Origin of the sequence: Fumia xinanensis, from assembly GCF_014384905.1 — a bacterium.
GTDB classification, from domain to species: Bacteria; Bacillota; Clostridia; order Oscillospirales; family Ruminococcaceae; genus Fumia; species Fumia xinanensis.
The window spans coordinates 24,232-42,212 of sequence record NZ_JACRSV010000004.1; the positions used below are offsets into that span (position 1 = coordinate 24,232).

Annotated in this window: 10 protein-coding genes; 1 reads left to right on the plus strand and 9 read right to left on the minus strand. The window is 49.8% G+C overall.

The features are described from left to right. Positions 1-17 precede the first annotated feature (17 nt). The 6 genes from H8710_RS11275 to glgB all read right to left on the minus strand — a co-directional run bounded on the left by H8710_RS11275 (position 18) and on the right by glgB (position 11,315). Complete coding sequence (locus tag H8710_RS11275) at positions 18-2,291, minus strand: ATP-binding cassette domain-containing protein (protein ID WP_249295774.1); 2,274 nt, start codon at positions 2,289-2,291, stop codon at positions 18-20. Positions 2,292-2,514: 223 nt separating this feature from the next. Beyond that, positions 2,515-4,908 (minus strand): glycogen/starch/alpha-glucan phosphorylase, encoded by a 2,394-nt coding sequence (locus tag H8710_RS11280; RefSeq protein WP_249295776.1) that lies wholly within the window; start codon positions 4,906-4,908, stop codon positions 2,515-2,517. A 237-nt stretch (positions 4,909-5,145) separates the two neighbouring features. Next, positions 5,146-6,567, minus strand: coding sequence for a glycogen synthase GlgA (gene glgA, locus H8710_RS11285; protein WP_249295778.1), 1,422 nt, complete (start codon positions 6,565-6,567; stop codon positions 5,146-5,148). A gap of 103 nt (positions 6,568-6,670) precedes the next feature. After that, on the minus strand, positions 6,671-7,789 hold the full coding sequence (gene glgD / locus H8710_RS11290; protein ID WP_249295780.1) for a glucose-1-phosphate adenylyltransferase subunit GlgD: 1,119 nt from the start codon (positions 7,787-7,789) through the stop codon (positions 6,671-6,673). Between the two features lie 36 nt (positions 7,790-7,825). After that, positions 7,826-9,034 carry a glucose-1-phosphate adenylyltransferase gene (locus tag H8710_RS11295; protein ID WP_249295782.1) on the minus strand — a complete coding sequence of 403 codons (1,209 nt, stop codon included), beginning with the start codon at positions 9,032-9,034 and terminating at the stop codon, positions 7,826-7,828. 64 nt (positions 9,035-9,098) lie between these two features. Beyond that, on the minus strand, positions 9,099-11,315 hold the full coding sequence (glgB, locus tag H8710_RS11300; RefSeq protein ID WP_249296124.1) for a 1,4-alpha-glucan branching protein GlgB: 2,217 nt from the start codon (positions 11,313-11,315) through the stop codon (positions 9,099-9,101). A 326-nt stretch (positions 11,316-11,641) separates the two neighbouring features. On the opposite strand from glgB, the gene H8710_RS11305 reads away from it, so the two are divergent. After that, complete coding sequence (locus H8710_RS11305) at positions 11,642-13,489, plus strand: glycoside hydrolase family 13 protein (protein ID WP_249295784.1); 1,848 nt, start codon at positions 11,642-11,644, stop codon at positions 13,487-13,489. A 40-nt stretch (positions 13,490-13,529) separates the two neighbouring features. Here the strand turns inward: H8710_RS11305 and H8710_RS11310 are convergent, their stop codons facing one another. The 3 genes from H8710_RS11310 to H8710_RS11320 form a co-directional block, all read right to left on the minus strand. Further along, positions 13,530-14,411 carry an LCP family protein gene (locus H8710_RS11310; RefSeq protein WP_249295786.1) on the minus strand — a complete coding sequence of 294 codons (882 nt, stop codon included), beginning with the start codon at positions 14,409-14,411 and terminating at the stop codon, positions 13,530-13,532. 99 nt (positions 14,412-14,510) lie between these two features. After that, on the minus strand, positions 14,511-15,482 hold the full coding sequence (locus tag H8710_RS11315; RefSeq protein WP_249295788.1) for a M15 family metallopeptidase: 972 nt from the start codon (positions 15,480-15,482) through the stop codon (positions 14,511-14,513). A gap of 60 nt (positions 15,483-15,542) precedes the next feature. Further along, entirely contained in the window at positions 15,543-17,912 is a 2,370-nt protein-coding gene (locus H8710_RS11320) for an ATP-dependent helicase (RefSeq protein WP_249295790.1), read from the minus strand. Positions 17,913-17,981: the final 69 nt, after the last annotated feature.

The following is a 17,981-nucleotide window of genomic DNA, read 5'->3' on the forward strand; positions in this document are numbered from 1 at the left end:
GGAATGAGAAAATTGCGTTACGAAGCGTCTTCGTTGATAAATTTCAGCGCCTCCATCTGGATGTTGTGGAGCTTGAAATAAGCGCCTTTGCAGTGAATCAGCTCCTGATGGGTACCGATTTCCGCAAGCTCTCCGTCTTCGATGACAGCCAGAAAGTCGGCGTCCCGCAAAGTGGAGAGGCGGTGGGCGATAGAAATGATGGTTTTGCCCCGGCGCAGCTCCTCAATGGCCATTTGGATATTCCGTTCGGTCTGGGTGTCCATTGCCGCGGTGGCCTCGTCGAAAATGAGGATGGCGGGATTTTGCAGAATTGCCCGGGCAATGGAAATCCGCTGCTTTTCACCTCCGGACAGCTGAGTGCCGCCGTTACCCACTATGGTGTCGTATCCTTCCGGGAAGCCGACGATAAAGTCGTGGGCGAAGGCCGCTTTGGCCGCCGCGATGACTTCCAGCATAGTGGCGTCGGGGCGGGCGTAGCGGATGTTGTCGGCGATGGTTCCCATAAAGAGATAGGTTTCCTGGGTGACGACGCCGATGTTTTTCCGAAGGTCACTAAAGGAAATGTCCTTGACGTTGACCCCATCAATAGTGATTTCGCCCTGGGTCGGGTCGTAGAGGCGGGCAATCAGATTAATGATAGTGGACTTTCCGGCGCCGGTCTTGCCGACGAGGCCGATCATCTGCCCAGCCTTTACTTCAAAGCTCACGTTTTTGATGACGGGACGGCCCACCTCGTATTCAAAGGAGATATTGTCCACTTTAATGTCACCCCGGAGTTGGGACATGGATACAGGGGTATCGCTTTCCTTGACCGAAGCCTCGGTATCGAGAATCTCAAACATGCGGGAGGCGGCGTCCATGGAGCGGGCAATGGGATCTGTGGACTGGATGAAATACTCCATGCTGTTGACCGCCATGGAGAAAAAGGCCACCATGGAGGTCAGGCCACCCAAAGTCAGATGCCCCCGCATAGCCAGAAGCGCGCCCAGTCCGAAGAGGACGATTTCCGCTGTCCGATAGATAAACCGCACCAGTGGGAAGAGCTTGGAGGCAATTTTCCAGTTGTTGACGCGGACATCGGTATAAAACTGATTTTTCCGGTTAAACCGGCTGACTTCCTGCTGTTCGCCGGCAAAGCATTTGACCACCTTCTGTCCTCCCAAAGAATCGGTGATACCTGATTTGAGGGAACGCAGTGTACGGTGGCATCTCCGCTCCGAACGCTGGAAGCGTTTGAGCCCTTTTATGAGGACCAGGGCACTCAAGAGAACGGAGATCAGGATGACTATTGTCAAAATAGGGCTGATGGAGGCCATAATTCCCAAAAGGCCGATGACAGTGATGACGCTGACGATATAGTAGGGGATGAGCTCAACAAAAAAGTATTGGAGCCAGTCGGAGTCGTCGTCGATGCGGGTCATCAGGGTACCGGTGGTCTTGCTGAGAAAAAAGTTAATAGAGAGCCGCTGCATGGCGGAAAAAATTTTTACCCGCAGGTTGTGCAGCACCTTCATGGAAACCTTGGTGAGCAGGATGCCATAAACCGAACTGAAAAGTGAAGCGATGAGCTTGACGGCGAAAATCAAGAGGACGATCTGGATGACCTGTCCGTAAAATTTGCCGCCTGCGGTCAGCACTTCGTCGTAAAACATCTGGGAACTGATGAGCGGGGTGATGAGGGTTAAAACGCTGCTGACGACGATGAGCGCCAAAATCAGCAGAGATTCCTTCCAATAGGCGCGGTATTCGCCCAGCATCCGTTTGAGGGAAGAGGCGTTTGTGAGGCAGTTGGGGCAGACGCTGCGTTCCTGGCTGGGGTAAAGCCTTTTGCAGATAGGGCAGCATTTGAATTCGTCTTTCAGGCCGCTGTCGTCGATGGGGAGGTGATCCCTTGTATGGAGGATCCGCTCTTTGAACTTTTCAAAGATTCCCACAGACGAAAGAGACAGCCTGCATACCGTTTTTTCTTCTGCTTCCAATTTTAAAATGAAAGTCGAAACGGTGTACAGCCTGTCTATCTGAACGTCTTTGATTTTTTCTAGGGGAAAGGCGCAGTAGTCGGACACTTCGTACAGGATTTCATTTTCTCCCCTGCGTCCCTGCTTGTTGCGCACAAGCTTTTCTTTCCCATAAAGAACGCAAAGTTCTTTTGGAGTCAGCGCAAGGTAGATCTCTTGGTAGCTATTCTGTTTTGAAACATCTGCTTTTGCCGTATAAAGGATATTGTCTTTTGAAACGCCGCGTCTTTCAAAAGCATCTTCTACAGCTTTCGGTAAATGTAGGAAAAACACTCTGCCACCTCCTTTTAGAAAAATCGTCATAATTCCGTCAAAGAAACTGTGCAATTGGTACGCAACTCCTACCAATTTTTGTCATCTTTAACAGAATAAGAACAGTTTAGCAGATTTTTTTGGCAATGTAAAGAGTTACATTAAATTTTATAATTAATATAATATATTTCAAAAAAATGCACCGATTGAGGCTAATTTCTCAATCGGTGCGTATAATTACATATTATTTATACCAAATGTTGTTCACATAATCCATGATACTGCGGTCTGCGGAGAAAATTCCGGAATTTGCAATGTTGTGGAGGGACATCTGGTTCCAGCGGCAGGCATCCTTGTAGACGTCGTTGACCGTCTGATGAATCTGGCGGTAGCTTTCAAAGTCCGCCAACGACATATAGCTGTCGTTGTTCAAAAGATAGCTGACAATCGTCTCGAAGTTTTTCCCCTCAATGCCGCCTTTCTGTACAAAATCCAGAACTTCCTTTACATAGGGATTGGTTTCGTAGACTTTGCGGGGGTGATAGCCCTCTGCTTTCAGGCGGTTGACTTCCGGGGTATCCATGCCGAAAATGAAGATATTATCTTTGCCAACCTGCTCGTAAATCTCGATGTTGGCGCCGTCCATGGTACCCAAAGTCAGAGCGCCGTTGAGCATCATCTTCATATTGCCGGTACCGGAGGCTTCTTTCCCCGCTTGGGAGATCTGCTCGCTGATTTCAGCGGCGGGGTAGATCATCTCAGCCAAAGAAACCTTGTAGTCGGCTAAAAAAATCACCTTTAGCATACCGCTGATGCTGCTGTCCTTGTTAATCATATCACCCAAACCGCAGATAAAACGGATGATTTCCTTTGCCATAAAGTATCCAGGGGAGGCTTTGGCTCCAAAAATAAAGGTTCGGGGCTCCATCTCAAGGCCATGATTCTTGATTTGCAGGTAAAGGTGAAGGATATGAAGAGCGTTCATCAGCTGACGTTTGTATTCGTGAAGGCGCTTGACCTGCACGTCGAACATGGAGCAGGGATCCACGTTGATGCCGTTGGCCTTGGAAATATATCGGGCCAGGTTTTCTTTGTTCCGCTGTTTGATGTCGCCCAGGCAGGAGAGAACGGTGTCGTCGCTTTCATACTGCTCCAGCTTTTTCAGCTCCATCAGATCTTTTTCGAATCCGTCACCAATCAGCTCTTTTACCATGCTGGTCAGCAGGGGATTTCCCTGGCAGAGCCAGCGCCTTGCGGCAATGCCGTTTGTGACGTTTGTGAGCTTATGAGGGAAGATGTCGTCAAAGTCCTTGAACAGGTCTTCTTTGAGGATGTCAGAGTGTAGCTTCGAGACCCCGTTGACCGAGTAACAGGCGATGACGCAGAGATTTGCCATTCTCACACAGCCGTCGCCGATGGCCGCCATGGAAGGAATCGCCCCCCGTTTTTCCGGGAACTTTTCAAAAATTTCATTGCAGAAGCGGCGGTTGATCTCCTCTACGATGGTGGTGATGCGGGGAAGATGTTTGCGGAATAGGTTGAGATCCCATTTTTCCAGCGCCTCGCTCATAACGGTGTGGTTGGTGTATGCCAGGGTGCGGCAGGTGATGTCCCAGGCCTTTTCCCACTGGTAGCCGTATTCGTCTAAGAGAAGCCGCATCAGTTCCGGCACACAGAGAGCGGGATGGGTGTCGTTAATGTGGATAACGACCTTGTCTGGGAGATTATCGAGGGTGGGATTCTGGCGCAGGTGCGCCTGAACGATATTCTGAAGAGAGGCGCTGACGAAAAAGTACTGCTGCCTCAGACGGAGCTCTTTCCCCTCGATATGGTCGTCGGCGGGATACAAGACTTTGGAGATGGCAGCGGCCTTGGCATCACTCTCCATTGATTTTACATATTCGCCGCGGGAAAATTCGTTCATATCGAAGGCGTCAGCGGATTCCGCCCGCCACAAACGCAGGCTGTTTACCGCGTCGCTCTTGTGTCCGGAGATGAGCAGGTCGTAAGGCACGGCCCGGACCGAATAGTAGTTGCTGTGGATGGTTTTAAGGCCCTGTTCGCTCCACTGTTCGGTGACATTGCCTTCAAAGTGGACCTCCACTGCTTCATCTACACGAGGGGTGAGCCAGTAAGAACCCATTTCCAGCCAGTTGTCGGGAAATTCTACCTGCCAGCCGTCCACGATTTTCTGTTTGAAGATGCCGAACTCATAGCGAATGGAAAATCCGGTGACAGGGTAGCCCAAAGTGGTAGCCCCATCCATATAGCAGCTGGCAAGACGGCCCAAACCGCCGTTGCCGAGGCCTGCGTCCGGCTCCATATCGTAAATTCGCTCTAAATCGAAGCCCAGCTCCGCCACAGCCCGTTTCATCTCCGGCTCCAGGCAGAGATTATAGAGGTTGTTTTTCAACGAGCGGCCCACCAAAAATTCCATGGACATGTAGTAGATCCGTTTGGGATCCTTTTGTTTCAATTTGTCTAAGTATTCGCCCCGTTTGTCCAGAAGCATTTCCTGCACCACCGTGAGGACGGTGCCATACATCTGGCGGTCAGTCGCTTCTTCCGGTACGTATCCGTATTCGCTTTTCAGCGTTTTAACGAGTTTTTGTTTCAACTCCTGCACAGATAGATTCATCTCGATTACCCCGCTTGCATTGTAAATTTTTCCGCCTGAAAAAGCGGAAATAGATTGCTTTTCAATTTTTCCCAATATGGCCGGATTTATCAAAAATCTGAATGATCCGGCGCATTTTCTTTCTCTTTTTTATCATGTCTGCTTTAAAAGCAAAGGAACCCGGTGCGCCGCCCATAACGGGAGATGCGCATCGGTTCCTTGCACAAGCCTTTTATTGTCTTGAGGATGATGGAGCCGTTACAGAATCGACTCGTAGATTCGGATGTATTCGTCCGCTGAGGCATTCCAGGAATAATCTCCCGTCATGCCGTTTCGGAGAATGGTTTTTAGCTGGTCTTTATCATACCATATGGTCATGGATCTGTAAATAGCGTCTAACATATCATATGCGTTGAAGGACTGGAAGGTAACCCCGTTGCCGGTCCCGCTTCCCGCCTCGAAGGGGTGCACCGTGTCTTTTAAGCCGCCCACGGCGTGGACGATGGGGATGGTGCCATACCGCAGGGCGATCATCTGAGCCAGGCCACAGGGTTCCGACCGGGAGGGCATCAAAAACATGTCAGCGCCGGCGTAAATTTTCTGCGCCAGCGACGAGGAAAACATAATACAGGAACGGACCTTGTCGTGATGGGCGTACTCGCAGTAGCGCATGAAGTTTTCGTAGTCGGGATAGCCCGTCCCCAAAACGATGAGCTGAATATCGCATTCCATCAGCTTATCCATGACCTGTTCTAGGAGGTCCACACCTTTTTGGGGTGTCAGCCGAGTGACCATGCCGATGAGGGGAATGTCGTTTCGCTCCGGCAGCCCCATCTCTCGCTGCAATTCCCGCTTGTTGAACCGTTTGTTGTCAGGGGTATTGGCGGTGTAATTGGTATGGATATGGACGTCGGTAGCGGGGTCGAACAGGTCAGTGTCGATACCGTTGACAATACCGGTCAGTTTATACTGCCGCGCCCGGAGGATGGGGTCGAGTCCAAAGGAAAAATAGGGGCTCAAAATCTCCTGAGCGTAGCTGCGGGAGACTGTCGTCACGGCATTGGAGCACTCAATGGCCCCTTTCATCAGATTGATGCAGCCGTCATGCTCTAAAAGATTCGCCTGGCCTTTGTAGATGCCCAGGACACTTTCGAGAATTTCCATGCCGTATTTGCCCTGAAACTCGATATTGTGAATGGAAAAGACGGTTTTGATATTTCCATAGCCTTCAATGAGCCGATACTGGGTGTCCAGATAGACGGAGACCAGTGCCGTGTGCCAGTCGTTGGCGTGGATGACATCTGGGAAAAATCCCACCTGGGGGAGTATTTCTAACACCGCCTTGGAGAAGTAGGCGAACCGCTCGGCGTCGTCGTATTCGCCGTAGGGGGCGGGGCGCTTGAAGTACTGCTCATTGTCGATGAGGTAATAGGTAACACCGTCCACTAAAGCAGTGAAAACGCCGCAGTAGCTGCTGCGCCAGCCGAAGTTAAAGTAAAAGTATTTCATGTATTGGCACTGATCCCGCATTTGCTGTTTCATGGAAGAATAGAGGGGGATTACTACCCGCACGTCATGCCCCTTTTGTACCAGCGCCTTGGGGAGTGCGCCCGCCACATCGCCGAGGCCGCCAACCTTGATAAAGGGGAGCGCCTCGCTGGCGGCAAATAATATTTTCAAAAATAATCATTCCTTTCTTCGCAATTTGTGCCGGTTTTGGCGTAGCCAAAAGTGGCGTAGGGCCGCCAGTAGCACAAAAACGGAGGCTTTTTTGGGTGGAGTCTTAAACGGTTTGCCCTTTAGCGATGACAAAGGGATAGGTAGAATAGCCGGACAGTACATGATTGTCCGCAACGGTTACGTCTTTGTCGGTGATGACGCAGTTGAGTTTCGCCCCGCTGCCGATAATCGACCGCTGCATAATGATGCAGTTATTGAGCACCGCGCCCTTTTTGATTTTGACGCCGCGGAATACGATGCAGTTATTGAGTTCGCCGTCGATTTCGCATTCGTCGGCGATGAGGCTGTTGTGTACCTTGCCGTCAAAGCCATAGGTGGTGGGGACGCTGTTTTTTACATGGGTGAGCACTGGCGTATCGGAGTAGAAAAGCTCTTTACGGACTTCCTTTTTAATGAGATCCATACTGGCCTGGTAATAATCGGCAACCGTGTTGATGACCGCGCAATAGCCCTTGTGCTCAAAACCGTAAATATTGAGTTTGTTGATGTTTTTGGTGATAAAATCTCTGGCCAGGTTGGTCCATCCAAAAGTAAATGCTCGGTCCAGAAGGGAAAGCAAAAGCTTTTTATTAAAGATTACCACGTTAAGCATGGCGCTTTGGGTTTCGTTTTCCTGTCCGACGGTAAAATAAGCGTCCACAACCCGGCCAGAGGTATCAGAATCCAAAACGACGCCGTTATAAATAGCCTCGTCGTGATTCTGGTAGAGCAAGGTAATATCGGCCTCTCGTTCGATATGGGATTTGATCATGGCGGTGAAATCCACGTTCATCACCTGATTGGCGTCGGCAAGGATGATGTAATCCTCGTCACACATTTCGATGTAGCCCCGCGCTGACAGCAGCGCATCAATGGCGCTTCGGTTTCGGGTGTTGGCGGTTTCCGCCTTGGCAAAGGGAGTGAGGATTTTAAGCCCGTCAGTCTTTCTGTCTAGATCCCAGTCCTTGCCCCATCCCAGATGGTCCTGTAAAGAGCCGTAGTGTTCTTTGGTGAGGATGCCGATATTGGATACCTTCGCCTTGACAAGAGATGAAAGAATAAAGTCGATGAGCCGGTATCGTCCGGCGAAAGGAATGGTCGCTAGGGTGCGCTCCGAAGCAAGTTCGTTGGGGGAGACGCCGTAGCTTTCCGAAAACAGGATACACATTGTCTGTGATGCCATAACTAGTACCTCCATCTATATAAAGTAGGAATAATCTTATCGGTTGGCGTCCGGCTCGATCATCTCCTTGGGTTTTACGACCTGGCCTTTCTTCACGATAGCTCCCCGGCCCACGACTGCAATGCCCCATTCCGAGGGATCGGGGTAGTTGCAGGGATCGTCGCCTACCACGGCGCCTTCCTCAATAATGGCATCCTCCGCGATAATTGCGTATTTGACAGATGCGCCCTTTTGGATGACGGTATTGCTCATAACGACGGCAGAATTGAGTTCGGCGCCCTCCTCCACAGTGACGCCGGAGAACAAAACACTATACCAAAGTTTCCCGTCGATATCGCAGCCCTCGGTGACGATGGACTCCACCACGTCGGCGTGTTCGCCGATAAAATGGGGCGGATGTGGTTCATTGCGGGCGTAGATTCTCCACTGGTTGCTGTTTAGGTTGATGTTGCTCTTGGGATTTAGAAGGTCCATATTGGCTTCCCAGAGGCTTTCGATGGTTCCAACATCTTTCCAGTAGCCGTCAAACTGATAGGCCATCATCTTTTCCCCGTTTTGGAGCATGGCGGGAATAATGTTTTTGCCGAAGTCATTGTCGCTTTTGGGATTTGCCTCGTCGTCAATGAGGTATTTTCTAAGTTTTGGCCAATTGAAGATATAAATACCCATAGAGGCCTTGGTGGATTTTGGCTGCTTGGGTTTTTCCTCGAATTCGTAAATGCTGCCATCCTCGTTGGTATTCATGATGCCGAAGCGGCTGGCTTCTTCTAAAGAGACGTCCAGCACGGCGATGGTAGCGGTCGCTCCATTTTTATTGTGAAAGTCCAGCATTTTAGAGTAGTCCATCTTGTAAATATGGTCGCCGGAAAGGACAAGGACGTTGTCCGGGTCGTATTTCTCGATGAAATTCATGTTCTGGTAGATGGCGTCCGCGGTTCCCTTATACCACTTGCCTTCCTTGCCGCTGACGTATGGAGGAAGGATATACACCCCGCCGTTCATTCGGTCCAGATCCCAAGGCTGGCCGTTTCCGATATAGGAGTTTAGCTCCAGTGGCCGGTATTGGGTCAGGACGCCTACAGTGTCGATGCCGGAATTGACGCAGTTCGACAGGGGAAAGTCGATAATGCGGTATTTCCCTCCAAAGGGGACGGCGGGTTTGGCCACTTCTTTTGTCAGGACATAGAGCCGGGTGCCCTGTCCGCCTGCCAATAGCATGGTGACGATGTCTTTTTTCTGTTTCATGCTGTAACACCTCGTTTATTTTACTTGTAGTAGCAATGTGGGAGAGGCTCCCCAAATGGGAGCCTTACTGTGGTTTCTTAGTCACCTGCTTGCCGTTTTGCCTGGAAGAAGCTTTTTCAATGGGCTTTCCTGCTTTCTGGATTGCCTGGGGTTCTTTCTCCACTGTTTTGAGAGCGGTTTCCCCTCTGTCCGACTTTTGAATAGCGGTTTCTTTTTTCTCTTTTTTAGTGATGGCTTTGGGCGAATTTAGTACTGTCTTGATAGCGGTTTGCTTTTTTTCCACTTTTTTAATGGACTTTGGAGAGGCGGCCTGGATGGAAACAGGCTCCTCTGCCGCTTTTTTCATGGATTTGGGTCCCCTTTTGCCCTGTGCCGTCCGCTTTTTGTTGGAGGCCTGTTTTTTCGGGTCAGTTGCCTTTTTATAGAGGTATATTGCCGAGAAAGGCGGCAAGGTCAGACTCAGAGAATAGTCCTTTCCGTGCATAGGTTTCAGCTTGGCGTATACTTCGCCGTTGCGGATGCCGCCGCCGCCGAAATGGGTATCGTCGGTGGTGAAAATTTCGGTATATTTCCCTCTGCGGGGAACGCCGATGAGGTAATTCTCTAAAGTAAGGGAAGAGAAGTTGCAGACGACGACCACTTCATTCCCCGCCATATCCCGACGCAGGAAGGAGATGATGTTCTGGTCAGCGTTGTCGCAGGAAATCCAATCGAATCCTTCCCACCCGGTATCCCATTCCCAAAGAGCGGGAGTGCGGCGGTAAAAGTCATTGAGAGATTTAGAAAACGCGTGGTACTTTCGGTGCATCTCGTAGTCAAGAAGCATCCAGTCCAGTTCCTTTTCTTCGTTCCATTCGGCAAACTGGGCGAATTCCTGACCCATAAAGGTCAGCTTTTTGCCGGGGTGGGCGAACATGTAAGTAATATAAGCCCGGAGGTTTGAAAATTTTTCGTTATACTCGCCCGGCATTTTATTGATGAGGGAGCCTTTTCCGTGGACCACCTCGTCATGGGACAGTGGGAGCACATAATGTTCGGAAAAGGCGTAGGTCATGCTGAAGGTGATACAGTCATGGATACCTTTTCGGAAAAAGGGGTCTGTCTGCATATAGCGGATAGTGTCGTTCATCCAGCCCATGTTCCATTTAAAAGTAAAGCCCAGGCCGTCATAGGGGACAGGAGCAGTCACTTTCGGGAAGGCAGTGGATTCTTCGGCGATCATCACGGCACCCTCGTAGTTTTCCGAGACGAATTTATTAAGTAGCCGCAGAAACTCGATGGCTTCCAGGTTTTCTTTACCCCCGTTCACATTGGGTATCCATTCGCCATCCTGCTTGCCGTAGTCCAGATACAGCATGGATGCTACCGCGTCAACCCGCAGGCCGTCGATGTGGTAGTTTTCAATCCAGTTGCAGGCGCTTGAAATAAGGAAGCTGCGCACCTCGGTGCGGCCGTAATCGAAAACCATAGTGCCCCAGTGGGGATGTTCCCCTTTCCGAGGATCCTTATATTCGTAACAGGGCTCACCATCAAAGCGGTACAGCCCACACTCGTCTTTGGGAAAGTGTGCGGGGACCCAGTCAAGCAAAACGCCAATATTCTGCTGATGACAGGCGTCTACAAAATACATAAAGTCTTTTGGGGTTCCATATCTTGATGTAGGAGCAAAATAACCGGTAACCTGGTAACCCCAAGATTTGTCGTAGGGATATTCGCCCAGCGGCATCAGTTCGATGTGGGTATATCCCATTTCCTTGATGTAGGGGATCAGCTCTTCCGCCAGTTTCCGGTAGGAAAAGGGCTGGCCGTCCGGGTACATCCGCCAGGATCCGGCGTGAAGCTCGTAAATGTTTACCGGTTTGTGGTAGAGAAGGGTGTTTTTTCGGTTATCCATCCACTTCTGGTCACCCCACAGATACCCGTTAATATCGTAGATTTTAGATGCGGTTCCCGGACGGGTTTCCGCGTGGACAGCATAAGGGTCCGCTTTATAAATCAGTCTACCGTCTGTCTCAAAAACAAATTTATAAGAATCGTATTCAGATAGACCGGAAATCCGGCATTCCCACAGTCCTTCTTCGGTAATTTTATATGCTTCATACTGGCGTGGCTCCCAATTGTTGAAGCTGCCGGCGACGTACACTTTGTCGGCATGGGGGGCCCACACGCGGAAAATATTCATTTCGCCGTCTCGGTGACATCCCAGGTAGTCGTAGGTCCGGTAGTTGGTGCCTTCATGGAATAAATAGGCAGCCGGATTCTCTTCTTTTTTCTTTATCATTTTGCTCACGTGATTACCACCTTAAATGATTTATTACATTGTGTACAATATAATTGTAGCACAATGATGTGTTTTTGTAAATATTTACCTATAAATAAATTGCAACTTTCCTGTAAAATCCTGGAAGGTATTTTTGTAAGATACGCTAAATTTTTTGTAAAGATTTTTTAAGCTGTCGCACTGTACAGTTTGCAAAAGATTCAGTATAATAACCTTAAGATATATTTTTCCGCAGGGCACAGTAAAAATTACAGCTTCATATATTTTAAGCTGTGACAATTTTTTTTTAAATTTTATTAACATATTTTGAGAAAGGTGGTCTATGCTTGCAGCCGGCCATTTATTATGATTCCTGGAATCCATACTGCAAAGCGCCCTTTGGCGCGGTGCGGGAACATGAAGAAATCACCCTTCGGCTGACAGTGGATACCTCACTTCGGCCTAAGGGTGTCGCACTGATTCTCCGGAAAGACGGAGAGGACGTAGGAAGCCGCCTCCTGTTTGTCCAAAACGTTGCCGGTAATCATTCTATCACATATAGAATTACCTTTTCTGTCGAAGATGCTGGGCTGTATTTCTACCGTTTTGAGATAGAAACGGGAAATGGTGTGCTATTTGTCGGAAGAGGGGAGAAGGCATGCGCTACAGTAGGAGATTTTCTACCAGAATGGCAGCTTACTGTGTACCAGCGGGACTTTTACACCCCATTCTGGCCGGAAAACGGTGTTATGTATCAGATTTTTCCCGACCGGTTTCGGAAAAGTGGGAATGATCCTCTGCCGCAGGCGAAAAATAAACGCATCATCCATGAAGACTGGTACGAACGTCCCTTATTTACCCAGGACGATCCTAAATATGAGGCCACCGATTTTTATGGGGGTAACCTCTCAGGAATTGTAGAAAAACTCCCTTATATTAGATCTTTAGGGACGACGGTATTGTATTTGAACCCGATATTTGAGGCAGCGGCCAATCATCGATACAACACCGGCGATTATCTGCAGATCGACCCCTACTTGGGGACGGAGGAGGATTTTAAGCTACTCTGTCAAGAGGCGGAAAAGCTGGGTATTTCAATCATTTTGGACGGTGTTTTTTCTCACACTGGCTCTGACAGCATTTACTTCAATAAAGAAGGACACTACGATTCGGAGGGAGCTTTTGGCTCTCCGGAATCCCCTTACTACTCTTGGTATCAATTTTCCGAAGATCGCACCCGATACGAAAGCTGGTGGGGGTTTCCCACTCTGCCAAACGTGGATGAAACAGATCCGAACTACCTGGAGTTCATCTGCGGAAAGGATGGAGTATTGGCGCATTGGATGAAAGCCGGCGTGAGGGGGTGGCGGCTGGATGTGGCCGACGAGCTACCCGATACTTTTTTGGAAACTTTGCGTCGTAGGGTGAAAGCAGAGAACAGGGACGCTTACATCGTTGGCGAGGTGTGGGAAGACGCTTCCAACAAATCAAGCTACGGACATCGCAGACCGTACTTGATGGGTGGCCAGCTAGACAGCGTGATGAATTATCCTTGGCGTTCAGCCGTCCTAAATTTTATGCGGGATGGAAACGCCGACGTTTTTTACGAAGCAGTCATGGGAATTCTCGACCATTATCCCCAGCCTGCTGTCTGCACCCTGATGAACTCTCTGTCCACCCATGACACTGTTAGGGCCATTACCTGCCTTGGGGTGGAACATCCGGTGCCAAGCGACCAGCAGGGGACTTATCAGTTGTCTTCCCAGGAATACCAGCGAGGGAAAAAGCTTTTCCAGACGGCGGCACTACTGCAATACACTCTTCCCGGGTTCCCTTGTCTTTACTATGGAGACGAAGCGGGACTAAGCGGCTTTGCCGACCCTTGGAACCGGCGCTGTTATCCCTGGGAGCGGGAAGATACAGAGCTCATCGATTATTTCCGGCGGTTGGGTGCTGTCCGAGAAGAATTCGCGGTGGCGTTTCAAGGAGAATTTCGCTTTGTGGCTGCTATGGATGGACTGGTTGCATTTGTGCGCGAAGGAAAGGTGTTGACTGCTGTCAATCGTGGAACACAGGATGGTTTTGTAGCTCTCAAAGGCAAACAGGTGTTGGCGAAAATTGGAAACTGCTCACTTGAAGAAAACGGTATCCGAATCGGGCCGGACAGCGGTGCTGTCATTGAAATCAAATTCTAAAGATTAGGCTAAAAAAGCAGGGACGTTTACGTCCCTGCTTTTACTGCTCATCGATGATTTGATTGATTTCCCGTATAGAGGAGGCGTCAGGGTAGAACACAGACCGATCGTCCGACCAGCTGCCAGTCAGTTCCCAAAGTTCTACACGGCGCTCCTGGCTATTCAGGAAATAGCGCATGGCTTTTTTGCGTTCGGCATATCCGAACTGGGTCACATCGGTGTCTGTGTTGTTCAGAAAAGCTGTAAAGAGATAATCACCTTTGTCCGCCAGCTCTGGAGTGAGCCGCTGTTCCAGCAATTGCTTTAAAAATTCTTCTTCCGATGAAAAAATCTGATTTGGGAGCTGTTCCAAAATCTGGGACACCGTTTTGCCGTTGAGGAGGTTATTGCCTACTGGAAGGGAAACGTTCCCTTCACGGTAAGCGGAGGAAAGAGTTTTTTCTATGCCTCCCAGGGTATCGATCAGGTTCAGGCGCCCATTTTGGTCGATGCGGGCATAGCGGTCCACTTCGCTGAGCAGAATGCTGCCCACACCCATTTTGGCGTTATCGGAACCGGCATAATCGTATTGGCCGTTGAGGGTGTCGGTGCGGGTTCCGATGGTTACTTCTGTCTCCGATGGAATTTTCACCAGCGTAATGACGGTATCCACCGGATCGAAGTGTAAAAGGGTATAACCGTAGGGCGGCTCGTTCCGCTCCCTGCAATGAATCAGTAGCAGGGAAAAAGACTCTTCTTTTGTGGGACGGTAGTAGGCCAAAGACAGGTCGCTGGGGCCGGACTGCTGTTCAGAGGCAGCGGAGAGGCGGTCGGGGGAAAGCATGGTTGCCGACAGCACCAGCATTATCACTATTAAAAGTGCCGCCAGGCTGATTACAAAAGAAATCGCGAAAACAGAGGCAGAGGATTTTTCCTTTTTCATGTCATCACTTCCATAGGGTTCGTTAGGGAAAGTATGAGCGGAAAAGGATGTACTTATACAAAAAGAGAAGGCAAATCCCACATTTGCCTTCTCTTTTTATTATAATTCCGCTGTGACGATCAATCCATCCACATTGTTGCCTGAAATGGTGTATTCTTTGTCCTTGGGGATGGGGACTTCAACTGTGTCACCTCTGGCAGGGACGAAATAGATTTCATAATCTTTGCCGTCCACTGTTGTTTTCAGATGCTCACCACTGAAAGGATGCTGCCTGAGAAAATCGATGTACTCTTCCAGGCAAAAGTCCTTTTCTTCCATAACGGCGGCGTGGACGGGGCCCACATAGCGGTAATGCCACGGCTCGTGGATGATTTTGGTAACGTCCTTTTTGGATTCGGGATAGCGGACGACGAAACCGTATTTATAACAGTTTTGGTTTACCCAGATGTGGTCTCCGCTGGCGTCAAAGAATTTGGAGCCGTCAGAGGTGACGATTCCCAAATCCATGACGAGTCCTGTGTGATGTTCACTTTCGCCGGGTTTTGCAACCTCGTCGGAAAAGTCTTTGCCGGTTCGCTTCAAATCATTGTCATACAGCATTTGCTGGTACTCCACTGTGCGATGAGCACTGATGACCATGACGTCGGTGAGGCCAGTTGCGCCGGCGAAATCCTGCATCATGCGGTTAAAGGGTTCCATGATCTTTTCCCGCACCTCAAGCTCGTTGTTTTTGACAGAGTACTGGTCAATTTTTCTGCTGGCGACCGTCACCAAATCGTTGGGTTTCTCGGTTACATAATGAGCATCGGCGTTGACGAGAATCAAATCGCCTTTATGGACATCCTCCTTGCTCATCTGCACTGCGCCATAAGCGTCTCCGGTACCGGTAGGCTGAGAGGAAGAATTGCTTTCCGACTGGGAGGAAGAATCCGACGAAGAGGAGGAGCCATCTCCGCCGTCAGGTTTTAAGGCCTTTACGGCGAATATCACCGCCAGGACGAGCAATAGTACAATCGCCAAAGCGGCGGCGATGCGGCCGACCTTCAGGCGGCGCCTTCTTTTTCTAGCCATTTGGATGCTCCTTTTCTTTTAAAAGTAATTGAAATGAAAGAATATCAGTATTTTAAGAATTTACAGTTTTTGGAGCTTTGCAAAGTTTGCCATGATTTTCTTGGTGCCGATTTTATCAAAGGCGGTTTCCACCAAATTGTCGTTGCCCATGGGGGTGATGGAAAGGACGGTGCCGTCTCCGAACACCTTGTGGTGAACTCTGTCCCCTACAGAAAAATTGATGGCCACGCCAGCAGCTTTGGGTTTTGTCCCAACCGAAGAAACCATTCGGGGCGCGGCGGGCGCGGGAGCCTTTTGCTCCCGGGAGTAGGGGGAAAAATGAGTGTCGTTAAGAGTGTCGTCGCTCTTTTCCAGTTTGTCATCAGGAATTTCCTCCGCAAAGCGAGAGAGGCGGTTGCGGTTGGTGGAGCCGAACACCATCCGTTCCTTGGCGTAGGTGAGGAAAAGTTTCTGTTTAGCCCTTGTGATGCCCACGTAGGCCAGGCGGCGCTCTTCTTCCAGCTCGACGGGATCATACATGGTGCGTACCGACGGGAAGATGCCATCCTCCATGCCGGGGAGGAAAACAACCGGGAACTCCAGCCCCTTGGAAGAGTGCATAGTCATCAGGACGACACAGTCGTCGGAGCTGTTCATGCTGTCCAGGTCGGTATACAGGGCAATTTCCTCCAAAAACCCGTCCAAGCTTGCATCCTCGGGATTTGCCTGCTCGTACTTCACCAGGGTTGACTTTAACTCACCGATGTTTTCGAGCCTGGTTTTGCCTTCCTCGCCCAAAGCGTGCAGCATCAGGTTGTAGCCAGTGAGCTCCATGATGTCATCCAGCAGCTCGTCCAGGGGCTTCGTGAGAGCCGCGTCCCGCAGCTGTTCGATCATGGAGGCAAAGGCGGTCAGCTGGCTTGCCTTCCTGGCTAAGACACCGTAGTCGTTGGCATTTTTCAGCACGTCAAAAACCGGAATTCCGGTCTGGAGGGCGATTTGTTCCACCGATGAGACAGTAGCGTCGCCGATGGAACGCTTCGGTTCGTTGATGATGCGTTTTAGACGGACGGTATCGCTGGGGTTATTGATGACGCTCAGATAAGCCACCATGTCCCGAATTTCCTTCCGCTCGAAGAACTTGATGCCGCCGAACAGCCGGTAGGGGATGCCGGACTTGATAAAATACTGCTCAATGGAACCCGACTGAGCGTTCATCCGGTATAGAACCGCGTGGTCGCTGTATTTCATACCGTTTGCAACATTTTCCTCGACGGTGTCGGCGATAAATTTCGCTTCCGCCCGCTCGTCGTGGACCCGTTTCAGGTAAATTTTGTCCCCAGTGCCGTTTTCGGTCCAGAGGTTTTTGCCCTTGCGGCCTTCGTTATGCTTGATGACCTCGTTTGCCGCGTCGAGAATCGTCTGAGTGGAGCGGTAGTTTTGCTCCAGCCGGATAACGCAGGCACTTTTGAACTGCTGCTCAAAGCTCAGAATATTCTCGATGGTGGCGCCGCGGAATTTGTAGATGCTCTGGTCGTCGTCGCCGACGACGCAGAGGTTTTGATGCTTTTGGGCGAGCAGGCTCACCAAGCGGTATTGGGCGTGGTTGGTGTCCTGATACTCGTCTACTAAAAGATAACGATACCGGTTCTGATAATACTCCAATACGTCAGCATTTGTCTCAAAGAGTTCTACCGTTTTGCAGATGATGTCGTCAAAGTCTAATGCGTTTGCCTGCAACAGGCGGGACTGATACCGACTGTAAATTTTGGCAATCTGCTGTTTTCTAAAATCGCTGCCCACCGTGGCCATATACTCATCAGGTGAGACCATGCTGTCTTTGGCCCGGCTGATTTCCCCAAGCACGGACTTGGGCTTAAACATTTTGTCGTCGACTTTCAAATCGCTCATAGCGTCCTTGATCATCCGAACACTGTCATCGGTGTCATATATGGTAAAGCTTTTGCTGTACCCCAGCCGCTCAATATCCCGACGCAGGATACGGACGCAGGCCGAATGGAAAGTAGAGGCGGCGATATCGTTGGCCTCTTCACCCAGCATATGAATGAGCCGTTCTTTAAGCTCATTTGCTGCTTTGTTCGTGAAGGTTATGGCGAGGATGTTCCAGGGACGGATGGGATAGCTGCCTACGATTTCCGATAAAGCATCGTCGGAAACGTCTGCGCCGTTTATGTAGCTTTTGAGCACTTCCAAAGCGGCTTCGTCCACCTGGTCGTCTATGTAGGTGTTCTGATAAGCGTCGCCAAATTTAATCATATAGGCGATCCGGTTGATGATAACGGTGGTTTTTCCGCTTCCCGCGCCTGCCAGAATCAGCAGAGGGCCTTTTACCTGAAAAATGGCCTGCATCTGCATGGGATTCATATGGGAAAAGCGTTTTTTCAGCGCCTGCTGCTTGAGTGAAAGAAATTCTTCCTTATTTTGAAGCATGGTAATAGCCTTTCTTTTTTGTATTTTATCATATTCTGTTATTATACTATATTTTTTGCTAATTTACAA

Bases quoted from the DNA above. Each gene is read 5' to 3' on its own strand.
- H8710_RS11280 (WP_249295776.1), bottom strand. From the start codon at position 4,908: ATGAATCTATCTGTGCAGGAGTTGAAACAAAAACTCGTTAAAACGCTG.
- glgD (WP_249295780.1), bottom strand. From the start codon at position 7,789: ATGGCATCACAGACAATGTGTATCCTGTTTTCGGAAAGCTACGGCGTC.
- H8710_RS11315 (WP_249295788.1), bottom strand. From the start codon at position 15,482: ATGGCTAGAAAAAGAAGGCGCCGCCTGAAGGTCGGCCGCATCGCCGCC.
- glgB (WP_249296124.1), bottom strand. From the start codon at position 11,315: ATGATAAAGAAAAAAGAAGAGAATCCGGCTGCCTATTTATTCCATGAA.
- H8710_RS11310 (WP_249295786.1), bottom strand. From the start codon at position 14,411: ATGAAAAAGGAAAAATCCTCTGCCTCTGTTTTCGCGATTTCTTTTGTA.
- H8710_RS11295 (WP_249295782.1), bottom strand. From the start codon at position 9,034: ATGAAACAGAAAAAAGACATCGTCACCATGCTATTGGCAGGCGGACAG.
- H8710_RS11320 (WP_249295790.1), bottom strand. From the start codon at position 17,912: ATGCTTCAAAATAAGGAAGAATTTCTTTCACTCAAGCAGCAGGCGCTG.